At 41.0% G+C, this 22,171-nt stretch carries 19 protein-coding genes and 1 other annotated feature; of the genes, 10 read left to right on the top strand and 9 right to left on the bottom strand.

All coding sequences use genetic code 11. The annotated features are described in order from the left end of the window. The first annotated feature begins 223 nt into the window (after positions 1–223). A complete protein-coding gene (ccpA, locus tag AB1K80_RS03570) occupies positions 224–1,228 on the top strand; it encodes a catabolite control protein A (RefSeq protein WP_412855244.1) in 1,005 nt (334 codons plus the stop codon). 73 nt (positions 1,229–1,301) lie between these two features. Here ccpA and AB1K80_RS03575 read toward each other — a convergent pair whose 3' ends face one another. From AB1K80_RS03575 to AB1K80_RS03585, 3 genes are read right to left on the bottom strand one after another with little or no spacing between them, the layout of a single operon-like run. Then, positions 1,302–2,462: an acetoin utilization protein AcuC gene (locus tag AB1K80_RS03575; RefSeq protein WP_412855245.1), complete on the bottom strand. Its 1,161-nt coding sequence runs from the start codon at positions 2,460–2,462 to the stop codon at positions 1,302–1,304. Beyond that, positions 2,459–3,100 carry a CBS and ACT domain-containing protein gene (locus AB1K80_RS03580; protein WP_412855246.1) on the bottom strand — a complete coding sequence of 214 codons (642 nt, stop codon included), beginning with the start codon at positions 3,098–3,100 and terminating at the stop codon, positions 2,459–2,461. Before AB1K80_RS03580 ends, AB1K80_RS03575 begins: the two co-directional genes overlap by 4 nt. 38 nt (positions 3,101–3,138) lie before the next feature. After that, positions 3,139–3,771, bottom strand: a complete 633-nt coding sequence (locus AB1K80_RS03585; RefSeq protein WP_412855247.1) for a GNAT family N-acetyltransferase — start codon at positions 3,769–3,771, stop codon at positions 3,139–3,141. Positions 3,772–3,926: 155 nt separating this feature from the next. Between AB1K80_RS03585 and acsA the strand changes: the two genes are divergently transcribed. The 3 genes from acsA to AB1K80_RS03600 all read left to right on the top strand — a co-directional run bounded on the left by acsA (position 3,927) and on the right by AB1K80_RS03600 (position 8,171). Beyond that, a complete protein-coding gene (gene acsA, locus AB1K80_RS03590) occupies positions 3,927–5,651 on the top strand; it encodes an acetate--CoA ligase (protein WP_412855248.1) in 1,725 nt (574 codons plus the stop codon). Positions 5,652–5,710: 59 nt separating this feature from the next. Next, positions 5,711–5,948 (top strand) — a binding site (T-box leader). A 53-nt stretch (positions 5,949–6,001) separates the two neighbouring features. Further along, complete coding sequence (gene tyrS, locus AB1K80_RS03595; RefSeq protein WP_412855249.1) at positions 6,002–7,270, top strand: tyrosine--tRNA ligase; 1,269 nt, start codon at positions 6,002–6,004, stop codon at positions 7,268–7,270. A 319-nt stretch (positions 7,271–7,589) separates the two neighbouring features. After that, on the top strand, positions 7,590–8,171 hold the full coding sequence (locus tag AB1K80_RS03600) for an esterase/lipase family protein (protein WP_412855334.1): 582 nt from the start codon (positions 7,590–7,592) through the stop codon (positions 8,169–8,171). A gap of 410 nt (positions 8,172–8,581) precedes the next feature. Here AB1K80_RS03600 and AB1K80_RS03605 read toward each other — a convergent pair whose 3' ends face one another. The 3 genes from AB1K80_RS03605 to AB1K80_RS03615 all read right to left on the bottom strand — a co-directional run bounded on the left by AB1K80_RS03605 (position 8,582) and on the right by AB1K80_RS03615 (position 10,772). Beyond that, positions 8,582–9,133 (bottom strand): hypothetical protein, encoded by a 552-nt coding sequence (locus tag AB1K80_RS03605; protein WP_412855250.1) that lies wholly within the window; start codon positions 9,131–9,133, stop codon positions 8,582–8,584. 243 nt (positions 9,134–9,376) lie between these two features. Beyond that, the gene (gene rpsD, locus AB1K80_RS03610; protein WP_412855251.1) at positions 9,377–9,979 is read right to left on the bottom strand and encodes a 30S ribosomal protein S4; all 603 of its coding nucleotides are present in this window, start codon (positions 9,977–9,979) and stop codon (positions 9,377–9,379) included. Between the two features lie 289 nt (positions 9,980–10,268). Continuing rightward, a complete protein-coding gene (locus AB1K80_RS03615; protein ID WP_412855252.1) occupies positions 10,269–10,772 on the bottom strand; it encodes a GAF domain-containing protein in 504 nt (167 codons plus the stop codon). 126 nt (positions 10,773–10,898) lie between these two features. On the opposite strand from AB1K80_RS03615, the gene refZ reads away from it, so the two are divergent. Then, positions 10,899–11,564, top strand: a complete 666-nt coding sequence (gene refZ, locus AB1K80_RS03620) for a forespore capture DNA-binding protein RefZ (RefSeq protein ID WP_412855253.1) — start codon at positions 10,899–10,901, stop codon at positions 11,562–11,564. Here refZ and hisJ read toward each other — a convergent pair. After that, the gene (hisJ, locus tag AB1K80_RS03625) at positions 11,534–12,349 is read right to left on the bottom strand and encodes a histidinol-phosphatase HisJ (RefSeq protein WP_412855254.1); all 816 of its coding nucleotides are present in this window, start codon (positions 12,347–12,349) and stop codon (positions 11,534–11,536) included. The genes refZ and hisJ overlap by 31 nt on opposite strands. A 338-nt stretch (positions 12,350–12,687) precedes the next feature. Between hisJ and ezrA the strand changes: the two genes are divergently transcribed. Continuing rightward, positions 12,688–14,382 carry a septation ring formation regulator EzrA gene (gene ezrA, locus AB1K80_RS03630; RefSeq protein ID WP_412855255.1) on the top strand — a complete coding sequence of 565 codons (1,695 nt, stop codon included), beginning with the start codon at positions 12,688–12,690 and terminating at the stop codon, positions 14,380–14,382. A gap of 40 nt (positions 14,383–14,422) precedes the next feature. On the opposite strand, the gene brnQ (AB1K80_RS03635) is transcribed toward ezrA, so the two are convergent. Together brnQ (AB1K80_RS03635) and brnQ (AB1K80_RS03640) are read right to left on the bottom strand one after the other, a co-directional pair. Next, positions 14,423–15,766: a branched-chain amino acid transport system II carrier protein gene (brnQ, locus tag AB1K80_RS03635; protein WP_412855256.1), complete on the bottom strand. Its 1,344-nt coding sequence runs from the start codon at positions 15,764–15,766 to the stop codon at positions 14,423–14,425. 206 nt (positions 15,767–15,972) lie between these two features. Next, the gene (brnQ, locus tag AB1K80_RS03640; protein ID WP_412855257.1) at positions 15,973–17,316 is read right to left on the bottom strand and encodes a branched-chain amino acid transport system II carrier protein; all 1,344 of its coding nucleotides are present in this window, start codon (positions 17,314–17,316) and stop codon (positions 15,973–15,975) included. A gap of 200 nt (positions 17,317–17,516) precedes the next feature. On the opposite strand from brnQ (AB1K80_RS03640), the gene AB1K80_RS03645 reads away from it, so the two are divergent. The 4 genes from AB1K80_RS03645 (at position 17,517) to mbcS (ending at position 21,986) form a co-directional block, all read left to right on the top strand. Next, positions 17,517–18,659, top strand: a complete 1,143-nt coding sequence (locus AB1K80_RS03645; RefSeq protein ID WP_412855258.1) for a cysteine desulfurase family protein — start codon at positions 17,517–17,519, stop codon at positions 18,657–18,659. Between the two features lie 4 nt (positions 18,660–18,663). Continuing rightward, a complete protein-coding gene (thiI, locus tag AB1K80_RS03650; RefSeq protein ID WP_412855259.1) occupies positions 18,664–19,869 on the top strand; it encodes a tRNA uracil 4-sulfurtransferase ThiI in 1,206 nt (401 codons plus the stop codon). An 89-nt stretch (positions 19,870–19,958) separates the two neighbouring features. After that, entirely contained in the window at positions 19,959–20,171 is a 213-nt protein-coding gene (locus AB1K80_RS03655) for a small, acid-soluble spore protein, alpha/beta type (protein WP_412855260.1), read from the top strand. A 231-nt stretch (positions 20,172–20,402) separates the two neighbouring features. Then, the gene (mbcS, locus tag AB1K80_RS03660; RefSeq protein ID WP_412855261.1) at positions 20,403–21,986 is read left to right on the top strand and encodes an acyl-CoA synthetase MbcS; all 1,584 of its coding nucleotides are present in this window, start codon (positions 20,403–20,405) and stop codon (positions 21,984–21,986) included. Positions 21,987–22,171 lie beyond the last annotated feature (185 nt).

Below are 22,171 nucleotides of genomic sequence, written 5' to 3' on the forward strand. Positions count from 1 at the left end.
GTTTGTTTAATTTAGTTATAAAAAGAAAGGGAACGTTTTCATATCTCGAAAAAACGTGTATAATTTCTTAAAAGAATGTAATTTTGATGTAGATTGAAAAATTATGTGTCTCTTTTCATCGTTTTGATGACAAATAGGATATTATTTTCCACATATCTGACATGTCTGTATCTAATTGGTGAATGCTATATAGATATGAAGTGTATTTGAAGGAGTGATTTATGTGAATAATGTTACAATATATGATGTAGCAAGAGAAGCAAACGTAAGTATGGCAACCGTATCACGTGTCGTCAACGGGAATCCAAACGTGAAACCAACAACTAGAAAAAAGGTACTAGAAGCGATTGATCGTCTTGGCTACCGCCCGAACGCTGTGGCGCGTGGACTTGCGAGTAAAAAAACAACGACTGTTGGGGTTATCATCCCTGATATTTCTAGTATTTTCTACTCAGAGCTTGCACGTGGAATTGAAGATATTGCGACGATGTATAAGTACAATATCATTTTAAGCAACTCAGACCAAAATACAGACAAAGAACTACACCTATTAAATACCATGTTAGGTAAACAAGTAGATGGCATTGTGTTTATGGGTGGAAACATTACGGATGTGCTTGTCGAAGAATTTAAGCGCTCTCCTGTTCCGATTGTCCTAGCCGCTTCAGTTGAAGAGCAAGGTCAAACGCCATCTGTGAATATTAACTATGAACAAGCGATCCATGATTCTGTCCAATTTCTAGTTGAAAAGGGACATAAACGAGTGGCATTTGTATCTGGTCCAATGTCAGAACCGATTAACTCGGTTAGAAAGCTTACTGGATATAAGCGCGCGTTAGAAGAAGCCGGAATCGCTTTTGACGAAAGCTTAGTCGCAGAAGGTGATTATTCCTATGATTCAGGTGTCGAAGCTGTCGCTCATTTGCTTGAACAATCAAACAAGCCAACAGCTGTCATTGCGTCAACAGATGAAATGGCGCTAGGTGTCATTCACGGCGCACAGGATAGAGGCGTATCGATTCCTGAAGACTTAGAAGTGATTGGTTTTGATAACACAAGACTATCACTCATGGTACGTCCGCAGCTGACAACAGTGGTTCAGCCGACATATGATATTGGTGCAGTAGCCATGAGATTATTGACAAAGTTAATGAATAAAGAACAAGTAGAAGATCATATCGTGGAACTTCCACACAGAATTGAAGAGAGACAATCAACAAAATCATAAGAAAAAAAGCAGGCGCACATGATCAGTGAACGCCTGCTTTTTTTTGGTTGAAAGCATGATTGATTTAATTCTGTCACACATTTTTCTTTTCTCTTCTGACAGGCATGAGTGCTTTTTCAACTGTTTGTGCATTTTTTTCTGTGATTTCTGCTTTTCTTGGGATCGGTGAATATAATTTGTCATCGTCTGCCCATGTGGATGGAAGCGTGACAGGCGATTGCTTCCCCCAGGCATTGAGCCAATCTTGCGGAAGAGTATGTGGTGGTGTGATACCTTTCATTTCAAGCCAAATGCGGCTCCAAGCTCTTGGGACAACCCGCCAAATATCATAGCCGCCTCCACCAACAGCGATCCATTTACCATCACAATATTGATGTGCAAGCTGATGTGCGAGCTTAGGAATTTCTTCATATATTTTCATGGTACAAGATAAATGAGTTAATGGATCGTAATAATGGGCATCTGCACCGTTTTGTGTCAATATGACATCTGGTTTAAAAAAAGCAGCAATCTCAGTCACTGCGTGTCGATATGCTTCAAGGAACGATTCGTCTTCTGTAAAGGCATCAAGCGGAATATTATATGCATAGCCGTAGCCTTGATCATGCCCTCTCTCTTGTACTTGTCCTGTACCAGGGAATAAGTAACGACCTGTTTCATGTAATGATACGGTACACACCTGTGGATCATCATAAAAGCTAAATTGGACACCATCCCCATGGTGGGCATCCGTATCAATATATAGGATTTTTGCTCCATATGTTTTTTGAATATATTGAATTGCGACCGAGCTGTCATTATAAATACAGAAACCAGATGCACGCCCTTTAAATCCGTGATGAAGACCTCCGCCAAGATTGACAGCATGCTGGGCATGTCCAAGCATGACTTGATCGACTGCGGTTAATGTCCCGCCAACAAGGAGGGAAGCCGCTTCATGCATTCCTGAAAACATCGGTGTATCTTCAGTTCCAAGACCATATCGCTCGCCTTCTTCTATCGACAGCTTGCCTTCGCTTGCTTTTTGCACGGCTTGAATATAATCTCCCGTATGTACGAGCTTTAACTCTTCGAGTGTCGCCATACGCGGCAAGACAATCTCTTCATCTTGCAATGCCCCCATCTTTTGAAGAAGATCATAGGTTAAGTAGACGCGAAGCTGATTGAAAGGGTGATCTTGGTGAAATTGATACGTTTGAAAAGAGGGTGAAAAAACGAAGGTTGCTTCCTTCATTTGATCGTCTGCTCCAAAGGCCAGAGCACCTTGTATCCTTTGGCACGAATCAATTTCGCCACATGATCCGCATGTATGGTCTGAAGGCGGAATACAAGCACTTTCGTCGCCTCATTTGCATGTGGATAGACAAGGACACTTAGCATTTGAATATGTTGCTCCTTTAAAATCGCTGTAATGTCTGCGAGTCCTTCTGTCATGTGCTCCACTTCAACTTCTACATGTGATCCAGGTTGATCTGCTCCTGTCAGTCTGACAAATGTGCGTAGTAAATCTGTTTTCGTAATAATGCCTACGAGCTTGCCCCGTCTAACCACAGGTAGACAGCCAATGCCGTGTTCAAAAAAGACACTAGAAATCTCCTCCACAAAATCAAGCGGGTGTGCAGTCACCGTCTCTAGTACCATAATGTCTTCAACTGGTCGTTGAATAAACAGATGTCTTTTTTCTGTTTCAAAAATACTCGGACTGGCATTTTTGATATCCCGATCTGTCACCATCCCAATCACAGACCCTTGATCAGAGACGATGGGAATATGCCGAATATGATGTGATCTCATCTTTTGAATCGCTGTTTCAATCGTATCGGTTTTTCGAAGCGTAATGACATCACGCACCATAATTTGTTCAATCATCATGTTTTACCAATCCCCTTTGCCAAAAAAACGAATGAACGTTAATACATAAAACGCTGATGGAAACGAAGGCGATCGAAGCGCTCAATTGAATCAGGACTCACGTTTTTTCCGATTCTTGCCATTAAACAATTGGCAGGGTGTGAGCTGATTTCAGGATCGTCTGTTGCAAACCAAACGAGTCCTCCTGCGTTCATCATTTTTTCCATCATTTTTCGATACTCCCAGACATTTTTCTTCGTCCCCTTTAAATCCCAATGCCAATAATATTCAGTTGTAATGATAATGTAGTTCTCCATTTGCTCATCCATCATGCTCACATCAAGTAAATGCTTGCCGAGTGAACATCCCCTAAATGGAGGTGCGACTTCAATTGCACCAAGCTCAATTAAGTTTGCCATGTTCCCCTCTGACCAGCGCTCAAGCGGATCAGGATACAAATACGTGACATACCCTACGACAAGCTCATCTACTCTAGCAATAATCATACGTCCTTCCGGAAGATCTGCTATTTCAACGAGTGCTTGTTTTTGTTCGTCAGGTGTACGAAAAGCCGTTAGCCCTTCGTGAAACGTATAGGTCGCTAGCTCTTTAGCAGGTACTGGGCCTTCAATCAGAATGGTGACTGTTTCTCGTTCAATTGTTTTTGAATAATAAGTTTTAGGATGCTCCACGTATCCACCGCCTCAAATTCTAGTGAGTCGCTTCTATTCTATCTTAAATCTTGTCGTAATTAAAACGGTTTCAGCATAAGTTTTTTAAAAATTGAGAAAAAAAGTCATCTATACTATAATGGTCATTGTAAACGTATGCAAAGGGGGACTGTTTGATGAAATTGAAAACGCTACCATCGGTTAAAGGGGACTATCATTTAAATGATTATGATCGGGCATACAAAGAATTTACATGGGAGGAAGCGAGAAAAGATTTCTCTTGGTATGAAACAGGAAAAATAAATGCAGCCTATGAAGCGATTGACAGACATGCAGACTCGTTTCGAAAGAACAAGGTGGCGCTTCACTACAAAGATTCACAGCGAGATGAAAAGTATACGTTCAGGGATATGAAAGTAAATACAAACAAAGCAGGAAATATGTTAAGAGAAACCGCACACGTCCAAAAAGGAGATCGCGTCTTTATCTTTATGCCAAGATCGCCTGAATTGTATTTCCTTTTACTCGGTGCGATCAAAATAGGTGCAATCGTTGGCCCATTATTTGAAGCATTTATGGAAGGAGCAGTGAAAGATCGCTTAGAAAACAGTGATGCAAAAGTCATTGTGACAACGCCTGATTTACTAGAGCGAATTCCGTTTGCAGAGCTACCAAACCTTGAATCAGTGATCATTGTCGGTGGTGAGAAGCAAGTCATTGATGGCGTGCGGACGATTCAATATGAGGAAACGTTTGAGCGAGCAGCGAAGGAACTCGAGATTGAATGGATGGATGAAAAGGACGGATTCCTGCTCCATTACACGTCTGGATCTACCGGTACGCCAAAAGGAGTATTGCATGTACATGGCGCTATGGTACAGCAAAAACAGACTGGTAAATGGGTGCTAGACCTGAAGGAAGATGATGTGTACTGGTGTACAGCAGATCCAGGCTGGGTAACAGGCACAGTGTACGGCATTTTTTCACCATGGTTAAATGGGGCAACCAATGTCATTTTAGGCGGACGGTTTCATCCTGAGACTTGGTATGAAACGATTGATTCGTTAGGTGTAACCGTTTGGTACAGTGCGCCTACTGCATTTAGAATGCTGATGGGGGCAGGGGATGACCTTGTTCAAAAATATGATCTGAGCTCACTTCGTCACGTATTAAGTGTAGGAGAACCTCTTAATCCTGAAGTGATCCGCTGGGGGGATGCCGTTTTTGGAAAACGAATTCATGATACATGGTGGATGACAGAAACAGGTGCACAGCTGATTTGTAATTATCCATGTATGGACATCAAACCAGGGTCAATGGGGAAACCAATTCCAGGCGTACAGGCAGCGATTGTGGATCATGCAGGGAATGAACTTCCTCCGTACCGGATGGGGAACCTTGCGATTAAAAAAGGCTGGCCGTCCATGATGCATGCCATTTGGAATAATCCTGAAAAATATGAATCTTACTTTATGCCGGGAGATTGGTATGTTTCAGGAGATTCAGCCTATATGGACGAAGACGGATACTTTTGGTTCCAGGGGCGTGTAGATGATGTCATCATGACGTCAGGAGAACGTGTCGGTCCATTTGAGGTCGAAAGCAAACTCGTCGAACATCCAGCGATCGCAGAGGCGGGTGTCATTGGAAAACCAGATCCAGTTCGCGGTGAAATCATCAAAGCATTTATCGCCCTTCGAAGCGGATATGAAGCAACAGACGAGCTAAAAGAAGAGATTCGTTCCTTTGTGAAGAAGGGACTCGCAGCACATGCTGCACCAAGAGAAATTGAGTTTAAAGACAAACTGCCAAAGACGCGCAGCGGAAAAATTATGAGACGTGTGCTGAAAGCATGGGAGCTCAATTTACCTGCTGGCGATCTTTCAACAATGGAAGATTAATCTCTTTCTTCAGTTGACTTGATTCTGAAAGTATGTTAAAAATGACATTAGTTGAATATGAAAAGGTTTTGACTGAGATTCAGTAGAATCATCTTTCCCTGTTTAAGAGAGCTGACGGTCGGTGCGAGTCAGTACAAAGAGATATTCGAATTACCCTCACGAACCGCTTTTACGAAAAGGAGCCTATCAGCTGCCTGATTAGTGAAAGAACGGATCTATCCGTTATCAGTGTAAGTGAAAAGACATGATGTTTCGTCTTTTAAGCAGGGTGGTACCGCGATCTATATCGTCCCTTCGTTCATTCGAAGGGGCGTTTTTTATGTTGAATTGTAAAAAAAGGAGATTTGAACATGAGTCAATTGATGGAAGATTTATCATACAGAGGATTAATTCAGCAACAAACAGATGAAGAAGGGCTAAAAAAATTATTATCAGAAGAAAAAATCAAACTGTACTCTGGTTTTGACCCAACAGCCGACAGCTTGCATATCGGTCACTTACTGCCGATTTTAACATTACGTCGTTTCCAAGAAGCGGGTCATCACCCAATCGCACTTGTTGGAGGCGCTACTGGATTGATCGGTGATCCAAGTTTCAAAAAAGCAGAGCGTTCTTTAAATCCATCAGAGATCGTGGAACAGTGGTCAGAAAAAATCAAAGGCCAACTTTCTCAATTTCTTGACTTTGAAGCAGGAGAAAACCCAGCAGTCATCGTCAACAACTATGACTGGATCAGCCAAATGAATGTCATCACATTCCTTCGTGATATCGGGAAGAACTTCGGTGTGAACTTCATGCTAGCAAAGGATATCGTCAGCTCACGTATTGAGACAGGAATTTCTTACACAGAGTTCAGCTACGTCATCCTGCAATCGTTAGACTTCTTAAACCTTTACAGAAATGAAAACTGTAAGCTGCAAATCGGTGGAAGTGATCAGTGGGGGAATATCACATCTGGACTAGAGCTCATCCGTAAATCCGAAGAAGAAGGCGCAAAAGCATTCGGTCTGACAATGCCTCTAGTGACAAAAGCAGATGGCACGAAATTTGGTAAAACAGAAGGTGGCGCGATCTGGCTAGATAAGGAAAAAACGTCACCATATGAATTCTACCAATTCTGGATCAACTCAGATGACCGAGACGTCGTGAATTACTTAAAATACTTTACGTTCCTATCAAAAGAAGAGATTGCATCGTACGAAGAAAAAGTGCAAACAGCGCCTGAAAAACGTGAAGCACAGCGCCGTTTAGCAGAAGAAGTCACAACACTTGTTCATGGACGTGAATCGCTAGAACAGGCTGTGAACATCTCAAATGCGCTATTTAAAGGCGACATCAAATCTCTAACAGCTGACGAAGTCAAAGTAGGCTTTAAAGATGTTCCATCAATGGAGAAAAGCAACACAGAAGAATTAACACTTGTCGATGCACTTGTTGAATCAAAGCTGTCTCCATCGAAGCGTCAAGCACGTGAGGACATTACCAATGGTGCAGTTTACATCAACGGAGAGAGACAAACGGATAAAGACTATGTCCTTTCAGCTGAAGACCGAATTGAGAACCAATTTACGGTCTTAAGAAGAGGGAAAAAGAAATACTTCCTCGTGACTTACAAGTAAGAATGTGTGCAGCCGGTCTGCGAAAAACCGGCTGCTTTTTTATGCAAATTGAGCTATGAGAGGCCACATAGAGACTAAAAGGCTGTTAGAAGAGAGGTTGTCTAGTCTTTTGGCATTGAACGCTGCGAAAGTCAAAGGTGCTTTTTCATTATTTAATGTCTATTAAATGATTGGACAAACAGTGCCTTGTTCACTTTTTTGTCATATTTTTCTTGTTTAAAATAGAGACGAACAAGATAAATAAGGGGGAATGAAAGTGTCATTATTGATGAAAAGGAGTTTGCAGATTCTCGTTGCACTTGCATTGGTGGTTGGTTCAATGGTTTTCATCCAGCCGAAAGAGATCAAAGCGGCTAAGCATAATCCAGTTGTGATGGTTCATGGTATGGGCGGAGCTTCTTATAACTTTGCTTCAATCAAAAGATATTTGGTGTCACAGGGCTGGGACAGTAACCAATTATATGCTATTGATTTCCTAGACAAAACTGGCAACAACTTAAACAATGGCCCACGTCTATCAAGATATGTCAAAGATGTACTAGCAAAAACGGGCGCGAAAAAAGTAGATATTGTGGCGCATAGCATGGGTGGTGCCAATACGTTGTACTATATCAAACACCTAGACGGTGGAAATAAAATAGAGAACGTCGTGACACTAGGTGGAGCAAACGGACTCGTTTCACTCAGAGCATTGCCAGGCACTGATCCAAACCAAAAAATTCTTTACACTTCTATCTATAGCTCAGCCGATCTCATCGTTGTCAACAGCCTTTCCCGCTTAATCGGAGCAAGAAACGTCCTCATCCACGGCGTCGGACATGTCGGCCTATTAGCCTCCAGCCAAGTGAATGGCTATTTGAAAGAAGGGCTGAATGGCGGGGGACAGAATACGAATTGGTAAATTAAAAAAGACAGCGAAATGTGCTGTCTTTTTGATCTTAGGTTAACTATTTTTCCTTAATTGGTATTCAGCTAAATGGACGGAAGGGTTTAATATAATAGGAGTGAGACAATGACGCAAAAACTAAAGTTATATTTCTTAGGGTATTTCCTTTACTTCCCGATATCTTTTTTCATCATTTATTTCATATGGATGTATGTAGTCAAATCAGCTAAATTATTGGATGTGTTTTCTAACTGTACATCAATCATTGGGATCTATTATCTCATAGCTAGTATGTTTTTCTTGTTTTTACTTCAAGTCAAATTCAAAAATGCTAATTGACAACCCCTCATCGCGTATAAATGAAAATGTGCCAATACAATGAAAAGCTCCTAGAATCACATCTAGGAGCTTTTCATCTTCACCTATTAAGCTTGCACATCCCGAGATTGTTTTCTATGCTCAATACCTGAATAAATGATGTCAATTCCCACGAATAAAAAGCAAACAAAGAAAGATAAAATCAATGTGCCGTTGCCCCAAATAGAAACATTCACTACGTCCATGTCGAGTACAAATCGAATTGAAAGGTACATCACGATCCACGAACTGATAAATTCAAGTACATATTTGAGCCACTCGGGGAATTTCAATAAATAGAAAATGCCTTTCCCGATGAATAGCAAGAAGGTTGACCAGAATATCACAATGAGGCTGACCAATAAAGAGAACGTCAACAGCGATATAAACGAATCATAGGTGATATATTCACCGAAAAGAAAGTTCACTCCGATGGAGACAACGTAAAGGATCGCGCTTGGTAACATGACAGCAAAACTCAAGGAAACAAAGAGAAGGAAAATGAGTAGGATGGAAGCTATCACGCCAGGTGGTTCATCTATCACATGTGTCTTTCTTAAAATCGTATAGAAAATTAGAGCGATAAGCAGTAGCACTAAAAGAATCGTGATGATATTCAAATGAATTTCCCCCAGTTCAAGCGAATAAGACGAGCAACGTGCTATTAAGTTTATCATCAGCATTTTGTTTTTTGAAAGCATGTCTGTCTATGCCCATTATAAGGAAAATGGGAGAGGGGGTAAAGTCCAATAGCGCATGACCGTTGGGACAATATGGTCAGGGAGAAAACGAATGAAACAAAAAACCCTAGATATCCTTGAATAATCAAGGTCTCTAGGGTTTGTTTGATCACTGTAGTGAAATTAACGAGAGTAGAACTCAACGATAAGTTGTTCGCTGATTTCTGGTGATAATTCAGAACGCTCTGGAAGACGAGTGAAAGTACCTTCAAGCTTTTCAGCATCGAAAGAAAGGTATTCAGGAACGAAGTTGTTTACTTCAACTGATTCTTTCACAATTGCAAGGTTTTGAGATTTTTCACGAAGAGAAATCGTTTGACCTGGTTTCACAGAGAAAGATGGGATATCTACACGGCTTCCATCAACAAGGATGTGACCATGGTTTACTAGCTGACGAGCTTGGCGACGAGTACGTGCAAGGCCAAGACGGTATACTAGGTTGTCAAGGCGAGTTTCAAGAAGGATCATGAAGTTTTCACCTTGTTTACCAGGAATCTTAGCAGCTCTGTCATATAGTGTACGGAATTGACGTTCGTTCACACCGTACATGTGACGAAGCTTTTGCTTCTCTTGTAATTGTAAACCGTATTCAGATAGTTTTTTGCGTTGTCCTGGACCATGTGGGCCTGGAGCGTAAGGGCGTTTTTCAAGTTCCTTACCTGTTCCGCTTAATGAAATGCCTAAACGGCGGGAAATCTTCCAACTTGGACCTGTATAGCGAGCCATAATGTGACTCCTCCTTATTGTTTTTATTTGTGAAAAATAAAAACCGTCTGTTCTTCCTCTTTTTCGTCATTATGTTTTCATGCACCCTCGCTCCAGCAGCAGGGAGTTACAAGATGCACCTCCTAATAGAAGGAACAAAATGATACAAAAAAGCCGAACAAAAAGGCTGCCATATTTCACACAAACTCTATTATATGACGCTGATCTGGAGAAGTCAACCTATATTAGAAGGGAAGCATCAAGGGACTATCACTAAAATAGAAAAAAGCAGACAATTGTCTGCTTTTCGTCATGATGATGCATCCGTAGAGGCTGACAAAGCATGTTGAAGAGCCTCTGTAAATTGAATTAAGTATGTCTCATCCACTTCACTGAAACGATCTTTCACAGGGCTATCAATATCAAGCACCCCGATGATTTGGCCGTTTACTTTGAGGGGAATGACAATCTCAGATTGTGAAGCCGCATCGCATGCAATATGTCCAGGGAATGCATGTACATCTGCGATTCGCTGGACGTCACCTGTTGCAAAGGCTGTGCCACAAACGCCCTTTCCAGAAGGGATACGCACACATGCAGGGAGCCCGTTAAACGGTCCAAGCACAAGTTCGCCGTCTTTTGCCAAATAAAAACCGGCCCAGTTGACTTCAGGCAGCGAGTGATACAATAAAGCGGCCGCATTTGCTAAGTTGGCGATGAGATCTGGTTCGCCTTCCGTAATCGCTTCTACTTGCTTAATCATCATTTGGTAGTCTTTCGATGGATCGCCAGACTGTTTTTCGACATGAAACATGAAAATCTCCTACTTTCTATCTAAAAAATACAACACTTGCGTCTTTCGTGAAGGATTTGTCGAGCGAATGTAAAAGGAACTTCGGCTTCCATCTTGAAGTATGTACGTATGAAGAGGGGTGAGCGGATGAAAACATCAACAACCGTGCAAACAAAAGACCGTATTATTGATGCTGCCATCAGACTTTTTAACCAAAAAGGATTTTCTGGAACCTCTGTCCGTGAGATTGCAAAGGAAGCAAACGTCAACGTTGCCCACATATCGTATTACTTTCAAGGGAAGGGAGGGTTGCTTGAACACCTCGTCTCCAATTTTTATGAAGGGTACATTCACATGATCGAATCACAAGTCCATCACATGGAGCCTTGTCACGCAAGAGAATGTTTACTTCATGTGGTTTTTGATATTTTATCTTATCAGCACGAACATCGTCAATTAACCCGTTTCGTTTATCGAGAGGTGACGATTGACTCTACGTTAATCAGAGAAATCATGTCGACCTATTTAACAAAGGAGAAATATTTGTTTCAGCTTATGATAGAAAAAGGGAAAAACACCCATGTGATTTGTGAGCAGCTCTCACTCTCATCGTTCATGATTCAATTAAAATCACTTTTGATGATGCCTTATTTACAGCCGCAATATTTAACAGAGGTGCTTTTTCTGAACCCAAGTGAGCCTTACTTCTATCAGATGTATTACAAGGAACTCTGCCGGTCGCTTCACCATTTGCTAGAACCGAAGGAACAGAGCTTAGATGTTCATATGAATCTTATCATGTCTTCAAATTGATCATAGGCATACCCGACATCTTCCGCTTGATGGGCATCAGACCCAAAAATGAGCGGAATTTTTTTCTTTTTGGCAAGGTCAATCATCCATGGATCTAAATAGATACTTCTGGCATATGTTTTACGGAGTCCTGATGTATTAAAATCTAAGGACATGCCTTTTTTTGCCGTTTCTTCAAGACAAAGGGTGGCCATTTCACAGAGCCTAGGAGACATATCGTATGGGAAAAGCTGTTTGAATTTCTGGACAAGTGTGATATGACCGATTCTCTTTGGCTTATAGTGACCTAAAGATGATAGAATAGAAGCATGAATTTGCTCATAGTAGCTTTGATAGACGCCTTCTACATGTCCATAGATTTTGATGAGCTCCTTGAAGGCATGTTCGTCGAAATCAAGGCAAATGTAGTCATGACCAGCAGGAAGAAAGTGAACAGATAATATCCCGTCATCTAATTCGGGACCGTAGCAGTCTAAAAAGGCACTTGTTTCCTCTTCGTACGCTTTGATATAGTCAACCTCAAGCCCAGTTTTTACTATTAATTCCCCTTTGTACTCCTGTTTCAGCCGATCCAGTGTAGTCAAATAAGATTCGAGATCTTGTTGTTTCATGGCACTATCCTTTTGCGGGGTTGGATCTTGAAACGAAGGAGGTAGCGGGGCATGTTCGGTAAAGGTGATGGAATCAAATCCCTTTTTAATGGCTTTTTCAATATAAGAATGAAAGGAATCAAGCGAGCCGTGCGGGCAAAATGGTGTATGTACATGTGCATCTTGTTTCAGCATGTCGTCACCTCTTGTCGATTTTTTGAAAAACGTGATATGTATAGCGAAAATAATGAAAAATCATGACCCAAAATGCTGGTTACATGGTATCATAATAACAATGAAAACGACAGCATCCGCATACATAAAATGAGGTCACACAGGATACGTGTGATCAAATGATAGAAAGTGTTTTAACTTTCTTGAAAAAACATACATAAAACTGTGAAAGGATCATTTTTGGATGACAGATGATCCTGCTGATAAAAACACATGCAAAGCGGACACGAAAGGGTTCTCAGGTCTACTCGGGACACATTTACCCTGACATCACTTAGATCACAACAAGGGGGCTCATTATGGAGTTAATCATCGGTTTAATTGTCATTTTGCTTGCCTTGTTTTCAGTCGGTTATTTTCTACGGAAAAATATATATAAAGAGATCGACCGATTGGAAGCATGGAAAATTGAAATTTTAAACAGATCAATTGTAGAAGAAATTTCAAAAATCAAACACTTAAAAATGACCGGAGAAACAGAGCAGTTTTTTGAAAGATGGCGTGCAGAGTGGGACGATATCGTCACTGCCCATCTTCCAAAGGTAGAGGAGCTTTTATATGATGCAGAAGAGTATTCTGATAAATATCGATTCTCCAAAGCCAAGCAAGTACTGGCGCATATTCAAGAATTGCTAACTGCTGCTGATTCAAATATTGAAGACATTTTAAAGGAAATTGCAGATCTTGTCACAAGCGAGGAACAAAATCGCAAGGACATCGAAAAGGTCAAAGAACAGTATCAAACCGTTCGAAAAAATCTACTTGCGTACAGTCACCTTTATGGCACTCTTTATGACAAAATGGAGCAGGACTTAGATGAGGCCTGGGAAGGCATGAAGCAGTACGAAGAAGAGACAGAGAACGGAAACTACATGAAGGCGAGAAAAATCCTTCTAGAACAAGACCGTAAACTGGATCAGCTCCAAGTATATATCAATGACGTACCGAAGCTGATTGCAGATTGTAAACAAACCGTACCAGGACAGCTGACAAAGCTAAAAGACGGTTATAAAGAAATGACAGATAAAGGCTACAAGCTCGAGCATATTCAAATCATAAAAGAGCTGGAGAATTTAAATAAACAGCTTCAACGAGCTGAAAAATTGCTCATTGATGAGCTCAATCTCGATGAGGCATCAAGTACGCTTCAAATGATAGATGATGCGATTCAAACATTGTATGATCAGCTAGAAGCAGAAGTGGAAGCGGGTCATGAAATCAAAAGCAAGATGCCACATCTGACTGAAGCCTACGAGAATCTCAAACAAGATCACGAGCAGACGAAGGAAGAGACGGCTCTTGTGAAAGAGAGCTACAAATTGACGTCAGGCGAGCTTGATCAACAAAAAGCGTTCGAGAAACGTTTAGAAGAAATTGAAACGCTCATGAAGCAAATACGCGAAAAGCTTGATCGTGATCACGTCGCATATTCATTGATCATGGATGAAATCAATCAACTGAGCACATTTATCGAAGAAGCAAAATCACTTCATGAAACGTTTAAAGATCATCTCCGATCATTAAGAAAAGAAGAGCTACAAGCGAGAGAAACACTATCTGATCTGAAAACCATGGTGACGGATGCGGTGCGCCAGTTGCAAAAAAGCAATATCCCAGGCATACCTGCTGACATAAAGGAGCGTATAGAAAAAGCACAAGAGCTGATTCAGCGAGTTCACGAACAGCTTGAGAACCTCCCTTTAAACATGCCGGCAGTCAATCAACAATTAAAAGATGCGTCTGACACTGTAAAAAGTACCTATGACGATACGCAAGATATGCTCAATAAAGTAAACCAAATTGAACGAATCATTCAATACGGCAACCGTTTTAGAAGTCAAAATCACATTCTATCTGAACAACTAAAAGAAGCAGAACGAAGATTCTACGCCTATGACTATGCAGGTTCATTTGACGTAGCCGCAGCAGCAGTTGAAAAAGCATCACCTGGAGCTGTTCAAAAGCTTCTGGAAACAGACTATCAACATCAATAAAAAAGCTGAAGTCCTAATACGGACTTCAGCTTTTTTTATCTTATGATGCTTGTTTCTGCCCTTTTTCGGGAGCAGAAGATGTAAATAGAGAAATAACAAATCCAATCGCAACTCCAAGTAAAGCAGGTACGATCCAGCCAATCCCAAGGTCATAAAATGGTAACAAAGCCTTGAAGATGTCTTTGAGTGGACCAATTGAAAGCTTGGCCGCTGCTAAGCCATCGAATAAGCTCACACAACCCGTGAGAATGAGAGAAAGGACATAAACAGGTCTACGATGTCCAAACCATTTATCGGCAAGTGACAGAACAATGATCACGATGGCCAGCGGATAAATCGCAGTTAAAACGGGTACGGAAAAAGCGACAATACGTTGCAATCCAAAGTTTGAAATAATGAAACTAAATAGCGTCACAAGCGTCACAACTGTTTTATAAGAAAGTTTCGGTATTAACTTTGAGAAATACTCACCACATGATGTCACAAGTCCAACACTTGTTGTTAAGCATGCTACTGTGATCGCTAGCCCTAATACAAGATTCCCTAAACTACCAAAGAGTAATTGTGAAGATTGCGCTAAGATTTTACTGCCGTCTCCAACGAATCCAATGGCCTGTGTACTAGAAGCACCTAAGTAAGCAAGTGACAGATAAACAAATGTTAAGCCAGCAGCTGCAATCAAACCTGCTTTAATACAAGCAGTAGCCAGTGCCTTTTTACTTGTAACCCCTTGTCCTTTAATGGCATTGATGATGACAATCCCAAACACAATAGAGGCAAGAGCATCCATTGTTTTATAGCCCTCTAGAAATCCTTTAAAAAATGAACCATCTTGATACGATGCATCTGGTGTGCCAATGACACCCATCGGCGTTAAAATGGCTTTCATAATAATAATAAAAATAATCGCGAATTTAATCGGTGTCAAAATTTTCCCAACACGGTCGACAATCTTTGTTGGATTCAAAGCAAGATAATACGTAATTCCAAAAAAGACGAGTGTGAACAAGAAAAGTGACAACCAGGCAGGTATACCTGTTAAAAATGGTAATGCTCCAACGCCATAAGAAACGGTTCCTGTACGAGGAATAGCAAAAAGTGGTCCGATTGATAAATATAAAATGACAGTAAACACGGTACCGAATACAGGATGAGCCTTATCTGCAAGTCCTTTGGCATCGCGACCTGTTAACGCAATCGCAATAATCCCAAGGAGAGGTAATCCAACCCCCGTTAGTAAAAATCCACCCATGGCTTTCCACACATTTTCGCCTGCATATTGACCAAGCTCGGGCGGATAAATCATATTACCGGCGCCAAAGAATAGGGCAAATAACATAAACCCTATAATCACCGTATCTTTTGTTGACAATGTTGCTTTCATTGAATATAAAGCCTCCAATATTATGTTGAAATATTCTGTTAATTAGTTGCTAAATGTTTTTCATCATGAACAATCACTAATTATAAAGGATGTACGTCTGATGTCAACATATGTTTTCATACAAAAATCATGATTATTTCTATTTTAGTATATGAACAACGACAAAAAAACATCCCCTTCATCTTTGAAGGGGATGTACAAACGTATTATGAAGCAAGCTGTTTAGGTGGGCTAGTGAAGATGGAAATGAGTACACCAATCACTGCTCCAAGGATTGCAGGAATGATCCAGCCAACACCTAGATTGTAAAACGGTACATATATGTTCAATACTTCAGGCAATGCACCAAGATTGATATTGGCAGCCGTTAATCCATCGATGATGGAGAAGAAACCTGTGAACACCAACGATGCGATATAAATCACTCGTCTACCGTTAATCCAGCGATCAAGGAATGATAATAAAATGATCACAATTGCCAGTGGATAGATGGCAGATAGCACTGGAACGGATAACGAAATGATTTGAGTCAAACCTAAGTTTGCAACGAACGTACTGAATAAAGAAACGATTAGAATGACAGTCTTATAGGAAAAAGCAGGGAATAATCTTGAGAAATATTCGCCACAAGATGAAACGAGTCCGACGCTTGTCGTTAAGCAAGCAAATAAAATGGCAGCGCCGAGGACAATATTACCTGCAGATCCGAATAAGACACTAGCAGACAGAGACAGCAGTTTGCCTCCTTCATTTGCGTTCACCATTCCTGTTGAATCAGTACTTGATGCACCAACATATGCGAGTGAAATATACACGAGCGCAAGTCCAATGGCTGCAACAACACCAGCCTTGATACATGCAGCAGCAATAGATTTTCGTTCTGTAATGCCTCTTGCTTTCACGGCAGTGACAACAACGATTCCAAACACAATAGAAGCAAGGGCATCCATCGTTTTATAGCCTTCTAAAAATCCAGTGAAGAGTGGATTTGCTTTATAAGTGGCATCTGGATTACCAATGTCGCCCATAGGTGTAGCAATCGCTTTAATCACAATAATGGCAATAACAGCTAATAAAATAGGTGTCAATACTTTCCCGATTCGATCAACTAGCTTCGAAGGGTTTAACGCTAATAAGTAAGTAACAGTGAAAAAGACAACAGTAAACAAAAATAGCGGAATCCAAGAAGAGGATTGTGTTTCATTCAGAAATGGTGCTAAACCAATTTCATAAGAAACCGTTCCAGTTCGAGGTATGGCGAAAAATGGCCCGATTGATAAATACAGGATCACGGTAAAAATGGTTCCGAATTTAGGGTGAGCCTTATCGGCAAGTCCTTTTGCACCGGTACCTGTCAGTGCGACAGCGACGACTCCTAGAAGTGGAAGTCCCACCCCTGTCAGTAAGAATCCTCCGATGGCAAGCCAGACATTGTCACCTGCATATTGTCCAAGGACAGGTGGGAAAATCATATTTCCTGCACCAAAGAATAATGCAAATAGCATTAAACCGATGGCTAATGTTTCTTTTATACTTAAACTATTTTTCAAAATAGTCCCTCCTCATCCAATGTTATGTCCTAAATTTAAAAATTCAGACAATTTATTTTTTTATGTGACGTTTGTACTATGCATGATATAGTGGAAATGAAAAGTTGTCAACTTCATTTTCAGAAAATTCTCTGATTAATATCGATATGATAACATAGATAGACACATGATTTTAAAGCTTTTTGTAAGGAGTTTCCGTTATGATTTATCTTGATAATAGTGCAACAACCAAACCTTATCCTGAGGTTTTACAAGTGTATCAACAAGTGAGTGAACGTTTTTTTGGAAATCCATCTTCACTCCATCAACTCGGCATTGATGCAAGCCGTTTACTTGATGAAACAAGAAAACAAACCCTTCACTATACAGGATTCAAACAATATGAGATTATATTCACCTCTGGTGCTACAGAGGGCAATAATATCGCGATCAAAGGGGCTGCGCTTTCTAAAATGAATCGTGGCAAACACATTGTCACAACAGCGATTGAGCATCCTTCCGTCCGTGAGTCATTCGAACAGTTACGGTCATTATTCGGCTTTGAGATCTCCTATATTCAAGTCGATGCCCATGGACATCTTGATTTGGTGCATTTAAAAGACATACTGCGTCCTGATACAGTACTCGTCAGTATCATGCATGTAAACAATGAAACAGGCGCTATTCAGCCAATTGAAGCCGCTGCCTCTATCATACGTGAGCATGCAAAAGACGCACTCTTCCATGTCGATGGTGTTCAGGGAATGGGAAAGGTAGCCATTCATCCACAGACCGATATCGATTTGTTCACGATGTCAGGACATAAAATTCATGGTCTAAAAGGGACAGGAGCTCTCTTTGTAAAAAAAGGGACTGCACTCACGCCGCTTATGACAGGCGGAGAGCAGGAGTTTGGTGTGCGTTCAGGTACAGAAAACCCTGCTGGAGCCGTTAGTTTAGCGAAAGCCATTAAGCACTCATTAGAAAACCTCGACAAACATGAGGATGAGATGCTGGCACTAAAAACACAACTGCAAAATCAGCTTGGTGAAATAGAAGGTGTTGTCATCAACACACCACTTATGCAAAGTGCGCCGCACATTGTCAATTTTTCAGTCCCAGATATTCAAATCGAAGTGCTTCTTCATATGCTTGAAAAAGAGGGAATCTTCGTATCGACGACTTCTGCCTGTTCTGCCAAGAAAAAAGAACCAAGCCATGTGCTATTGGCGATGGGGAAATCAGAAGAGATCGCAAAAAGCAGTATGAGAATTAGTTTAACGTATGGACAAGATTCTGAACTTGTGCCGCATATCATGACAGCCATCACGAAAAGTGTGAAAAAATTAAAAGGAATGAGATAACAACATGAAATATGATCATATTTTGGTCCGTTTTGGAGAGATTTCAACAAAAGGGAAAAACCGAAAGAAATTTATTGAAAAGCTAAGACAGCATATCAGGCTCGTATTAAAGGACTTTGAAGCATTAAAGTATACATCAGATCGAGACCGCATCACCATCATGTTGAACGGAGAAGATCCTGAGCCTATTTCAGACGCGCTGAAAGGTGTGTTTGGTATTCAGAGCTTTAGTCTTGCTGTTAAATGTGAAACAAACCTTGACGCCATTAAGAAGGCGGCACTTACTGCTGTTCAAGAAGTATATGAGAAGGGGAATACATTCAAAGTCTCAACGAAACGCTCATACAAACAATTTGAGCTAGATTCAAACGAAATGAACCGTGAAATAGGCGGTCATGTATTGAGACATACTGAACAATTAACAGTCAATGTCAAACAGCCGGATGTCCATTTGCGAATTGAGATCAGAGAGAATGCGACTTACATTACGTTTAAAGATGTAAAAGGAGCAGGCGGACTGCCAGTAGGTTCGAGCGGAAGAGCGATGCTCATGCTTTCAGGCGGATTTGACAGCCCAGTTGCTGGCTATCAGGCGATGAAACGAGGCATTCAAATTGAGGCGGTCCATTTCTTTAGCCCGCCATATACAAGTGTACGTGCAAAGCAAAAAGTCATTGATCTTGCAAGCTGTCTTGCTGCCTATGGAGGCGAGGTCAAGCTACACATTGTGCCTTTTACAAAAATCCAAGAACTCATACACAAACAAGTGCCAGAAAACTATACGATGACATCGACGAGAAGAATGATGCTAAAAATCGCTGATAAAATTAGAGCGGAGCGTGACGCCCTTGCCATTGTGACTGGTGAAAGTCTTGGCCAAGTAGCAAGTCAAACGCTCGAAAGCATGTATGCCATTAACCATGTCACAAACACACCAATCATTCGTCCACTCATTGCTGTTGATAAAAATGACATTATCGAAGAAGCAAGACGAATTGGTACCTACGATACAAGCATTCAGCCATTTGAAGATTGCTGTACGATTTTTACACCACCATCTCCAAAAACAAAACCAAAGCTGGAAAAAGTAGAAAGATACGAAAGCTTTGCTGATTTCGAGCCGTTACTTGACGAAGCCGTTGAGAACATTGAAACGATTGTGGTCACTAATGAAAAGAAAGCAGCTGCTGAATTTGCTGATTTATTTTAAGAGCGAAATTTCATAATAATTACCATGAGAACGATCGCATGAAGTCATGTGTTTCTACACATTCTATATTCACAAGGAGGTGAGAACACATGGCTCAACAAAACAGACAAAGCAGTTCTAACCAATTACTAGTACCAGGCGCTGCACAAGCGATCGACCAAATGAAGTACGAAATTGCTTCTGAATTTGGTGTAAACCTTGGTCCAGAAACAACATCTCGCGCTAACGGATCAGTTGGTGGAGAAATCACAAAACGTCTAGTATCTTACGCTCAACAACATATGGGTGGCGGATCTTTCTAAGACAAAAAAATGAAAAAGCGATGGCTTTAGAGCGGGATCATTCCCGCTCTTTTCTTTTTGTACATACAGAGGAATTATTTGAATATTTTTAAAAAATAAAGACGGAATCAAAAAATTATGGCATAATACTAGGAGTAGGTACTAATTCAAACATTTTTCTGTGAGGAGTGTTAGAATAGGGGAATTGAAACACGAATGGGTTTCAAGAAAGAGTCAAAAGGAGCTGTACCCATGAAAAGAGAAGACTTAATTGCACCAGCACAATATAACTTAGTGAGTGAGATAGAAGCTTTTACTCAAGATCGTGAAAAGATCGCTCTTCATTGGCAAGATGGAAATGGTCATGAAGCGCATGTGACTTATGCCGCATTAGTGGAAGAGGCCAATCAAATTGGTCATGCTCTGTTAGAAGCTGGCTTCAAAAAAGGTGATAAAATCATTGTGATGGTGCCACGCATGCTAGAGGCATACAGCATTTATTTAGCGATTTTAAAAACAGGAATGGTCGTTATTCCTTGTTCAGAGATGCTTCGTGCGAAGGATCTAGATTACCGAATCGCCCATGCAGAAGCAAAGGGTGCGATCGTCTACAAGTCATTCATTCAATCGTTTCAAGGAACGAATCAACCAGAGGATTTTAAAACCTTCTCGATTGGTGAGAATGATCATGGCTGGGCGAATATTCTAGAACGAAAAGATCATCAATCAAAGGAATTGCAAATCGCACAAACAGACCGGACTGACATGGCGTTTTTATCCTATACATCAGGAACAACAGGTAACCCGAAAGGCGTTGTACATACACATGGCTGGGCTTATGCCCATTTACGCACGGCTGCTAAAGCCTGGCTTTCCATACATGAAGGAGATAAAGTGTGGGCAACAGCAGGACCAGGCTGGCAGAAGTGGGTATGGAGTCCTCTCTTATCTGTCTTGGGGAGCGGAGCAGAAGGCTTTGTCTACGGAGGCAAATTTAACCCGAATACGTACTTAGAATTGCTTCAAAAAAATGAAATCAATGTTTTATGCTGTACGCCAACAGAATATCGATTTATGGCAAAAGTAGATGACTTGAGTCAATACAAGCTGCCAAAGCTTCATAGTGCCGTGTCTGCGGGAGAGCCGCTCAACCGTGAAGTCATTGATACATTCAAAAAACATTTTGATATAGAAGTGCGCGATGGCTATGGGCAAACAGAAAGCACACTCTTAGTCGGTGTATTAAAAGGCATGGAAATCAAACCAGGTAGTATGGGGAAACCAACTCCTGGAAACGAAGTAGACATCATTGATGAAGAAGGCAACGTATGTGCAGCAGGAGAAATTGGTGACATTGCCGTTCACCTTGAAACGCCGGCACTTTTTAAGGAATACTATAAAGATGAAGAACGTACAAAGGCACAGCACCGAGGCGAATACTTTATCACGGGTGATCGTGCGAAAAAAGACGAAGACGGGTATTTCTGGTTTGAAAGCCGCAGAGATGACATCATCGTCAGCTCAGGCTATACGATTGGGCCGTTTGAAGTAGAAGATGCGCTCATCAAGCATCCTGACGTCAAAGAATGTGCGGTTGTGGCGAGCCCAGATGAAATCAGAGGCTCAATCGTTAAAGCATACGTGGTGTTACGCGATTCAGCGACACAAAGTGACGAGCTGATAAAAGAACTGCAAACCCACGTGAAAAATACAACAGCACCTTACAAATATCCGAGAGAAATTGAATTCATTGACGAACTGCCAAAAACACCATCAGCGAAAATCCGTCGTGTCGAGCTGAGGGAGAGAGAACTGGCAAGAAAAGCAACCTCATAACAAGTAGAAAGAAGCGTTGGATGGAAAGCATCCAGCGTTTTTTTGTTGTATACCATTTTCTTAAGGTGCTCCGGAAACATCAAATTTATTTTATTAGAAATGTTGATGTTTCAATTGCCTAGTGGAAATGAAAAAAAGCAGGACATATGCTACATTATTTACAATGTATTTTTTTGGTAAATTAG

Origin of the sequence: Bacillus sp. 179-C3.3 HS (genome assembly GCF_047229225.1) — a bacterium.
Classification (GTDB): domain Bacteria; phylum Bacillota; class Bacilli; order Bacillales; family Bacillaceae; genus Bacillus.

What these genes read in the sequence shown, in the direction of transcription:
- AB1K80_RS03575 (WP_412855245.1), bottom strand. Translation starts at nt 2,462, where the DNA reads ATGAAGGAAGCAACCTTCGTTTTTTCACCCTCTTTTCAAACGTATCAA.
- AB1K80_RS03580 (WP_412855246.1), bottom strand. Translation starts at nt 3,100, where the DNA reads ATGATGATTGAACAAATTATGGTGCGTGATGTCATTACGCTTCGAAAA.
- acsA (WP_412855248.1), top strand. Translation starts at nt 3,927, where the DNA reads ATGAAATTGAAAACGCTACCATCGGTTAAAGGGGACTATCATTTAAAT.
- tyrS (WP_412855249.1), top strand. Translation starts at nt 6,002, where the DNA reads ATGAGTCAATTGATGGAAGATTTATCATACAGAGGATTAATTCAGCAA.
- AB1K80_RS03600 (WP_412855334.1), top strand. Translation starts at nt 7,590, where the DNA reads ATGGTTTTCATCCAGCCGAAAGAGATCAAAGCGGCTAAGCATAATCCA.
- rpsD (WP_412855251.1), bottom strand. Translation starts at nt 9,979, where the DNA reads ATGGCTCGCTATACAGGTCCAAGTTGGAAGATTTCCCGCCGTTTAGGC.
- AB1K80_RS03615 (WP_412855252.1), bottom strand. Translation starts at nt 10,772, where the DNA reads ATGTTTCATGTCGAAAAACAGTCTGGCGATCCATCGAAAGACTACCAA.
- refZ (WP_412855253.1), top strand. Translation starts at nt 10,899, where the DNA reads ATGAAAACATCAACAACCGTGCAAACAAAAGACCGTATTATTGATGCT.
- hisJ (WP_412855254.1), bottom strand. Translation starts at nt 12,349, where the DNA reads ATGCTGAAACAAGATGCACATGTACATACACCATTTTGCCCGCACGGC.
- ezrA (WP_412855255.1), top strand. Translation starts at nt 12,688, where the DNA reads ATGGAGTTAATCATCGGTTTAATTGTCATTTTGCTTGCCTTGTTTTCA.
- brnQ (WP_412855256.1), bottom strand. Translation starts at nt 15,766, where the DNA reads ATGAAAGCAACATTGTCAACAAAAGATACGGTGATTATAGGGTTTATG.
- AB1K80_RS03645 (WP_412855258.1), top strand. Translation starts at nt 17,517, where the DNA reads ATGATTTATCTTGATAATAGTGCAACAACCAAACCTTATCCTGAGGTT.
- thiI (WP_412855259.1), top strand. Translation starts at nt 18,664, where the DNA reads ATGAAATATGATCATATTTTGGTCCGTTTTGGAGAGATTTCAACAAAA.
- AB1K80_RS03655 (WP_412855260.1), top strand. Translation starts at nt 19,959, where the DNA reads ATGGCTCAACAAAACAGACAAAGCAGTTCTAACCAATTACTAGTACCA.
- mbcS (WP_412855261.1), top strand. Translation starts at nt 20,403, where the DNA reads ATGAAAAGAGAAGACTTAATTGCACCAGCACAATATAACTTAGTGAGT.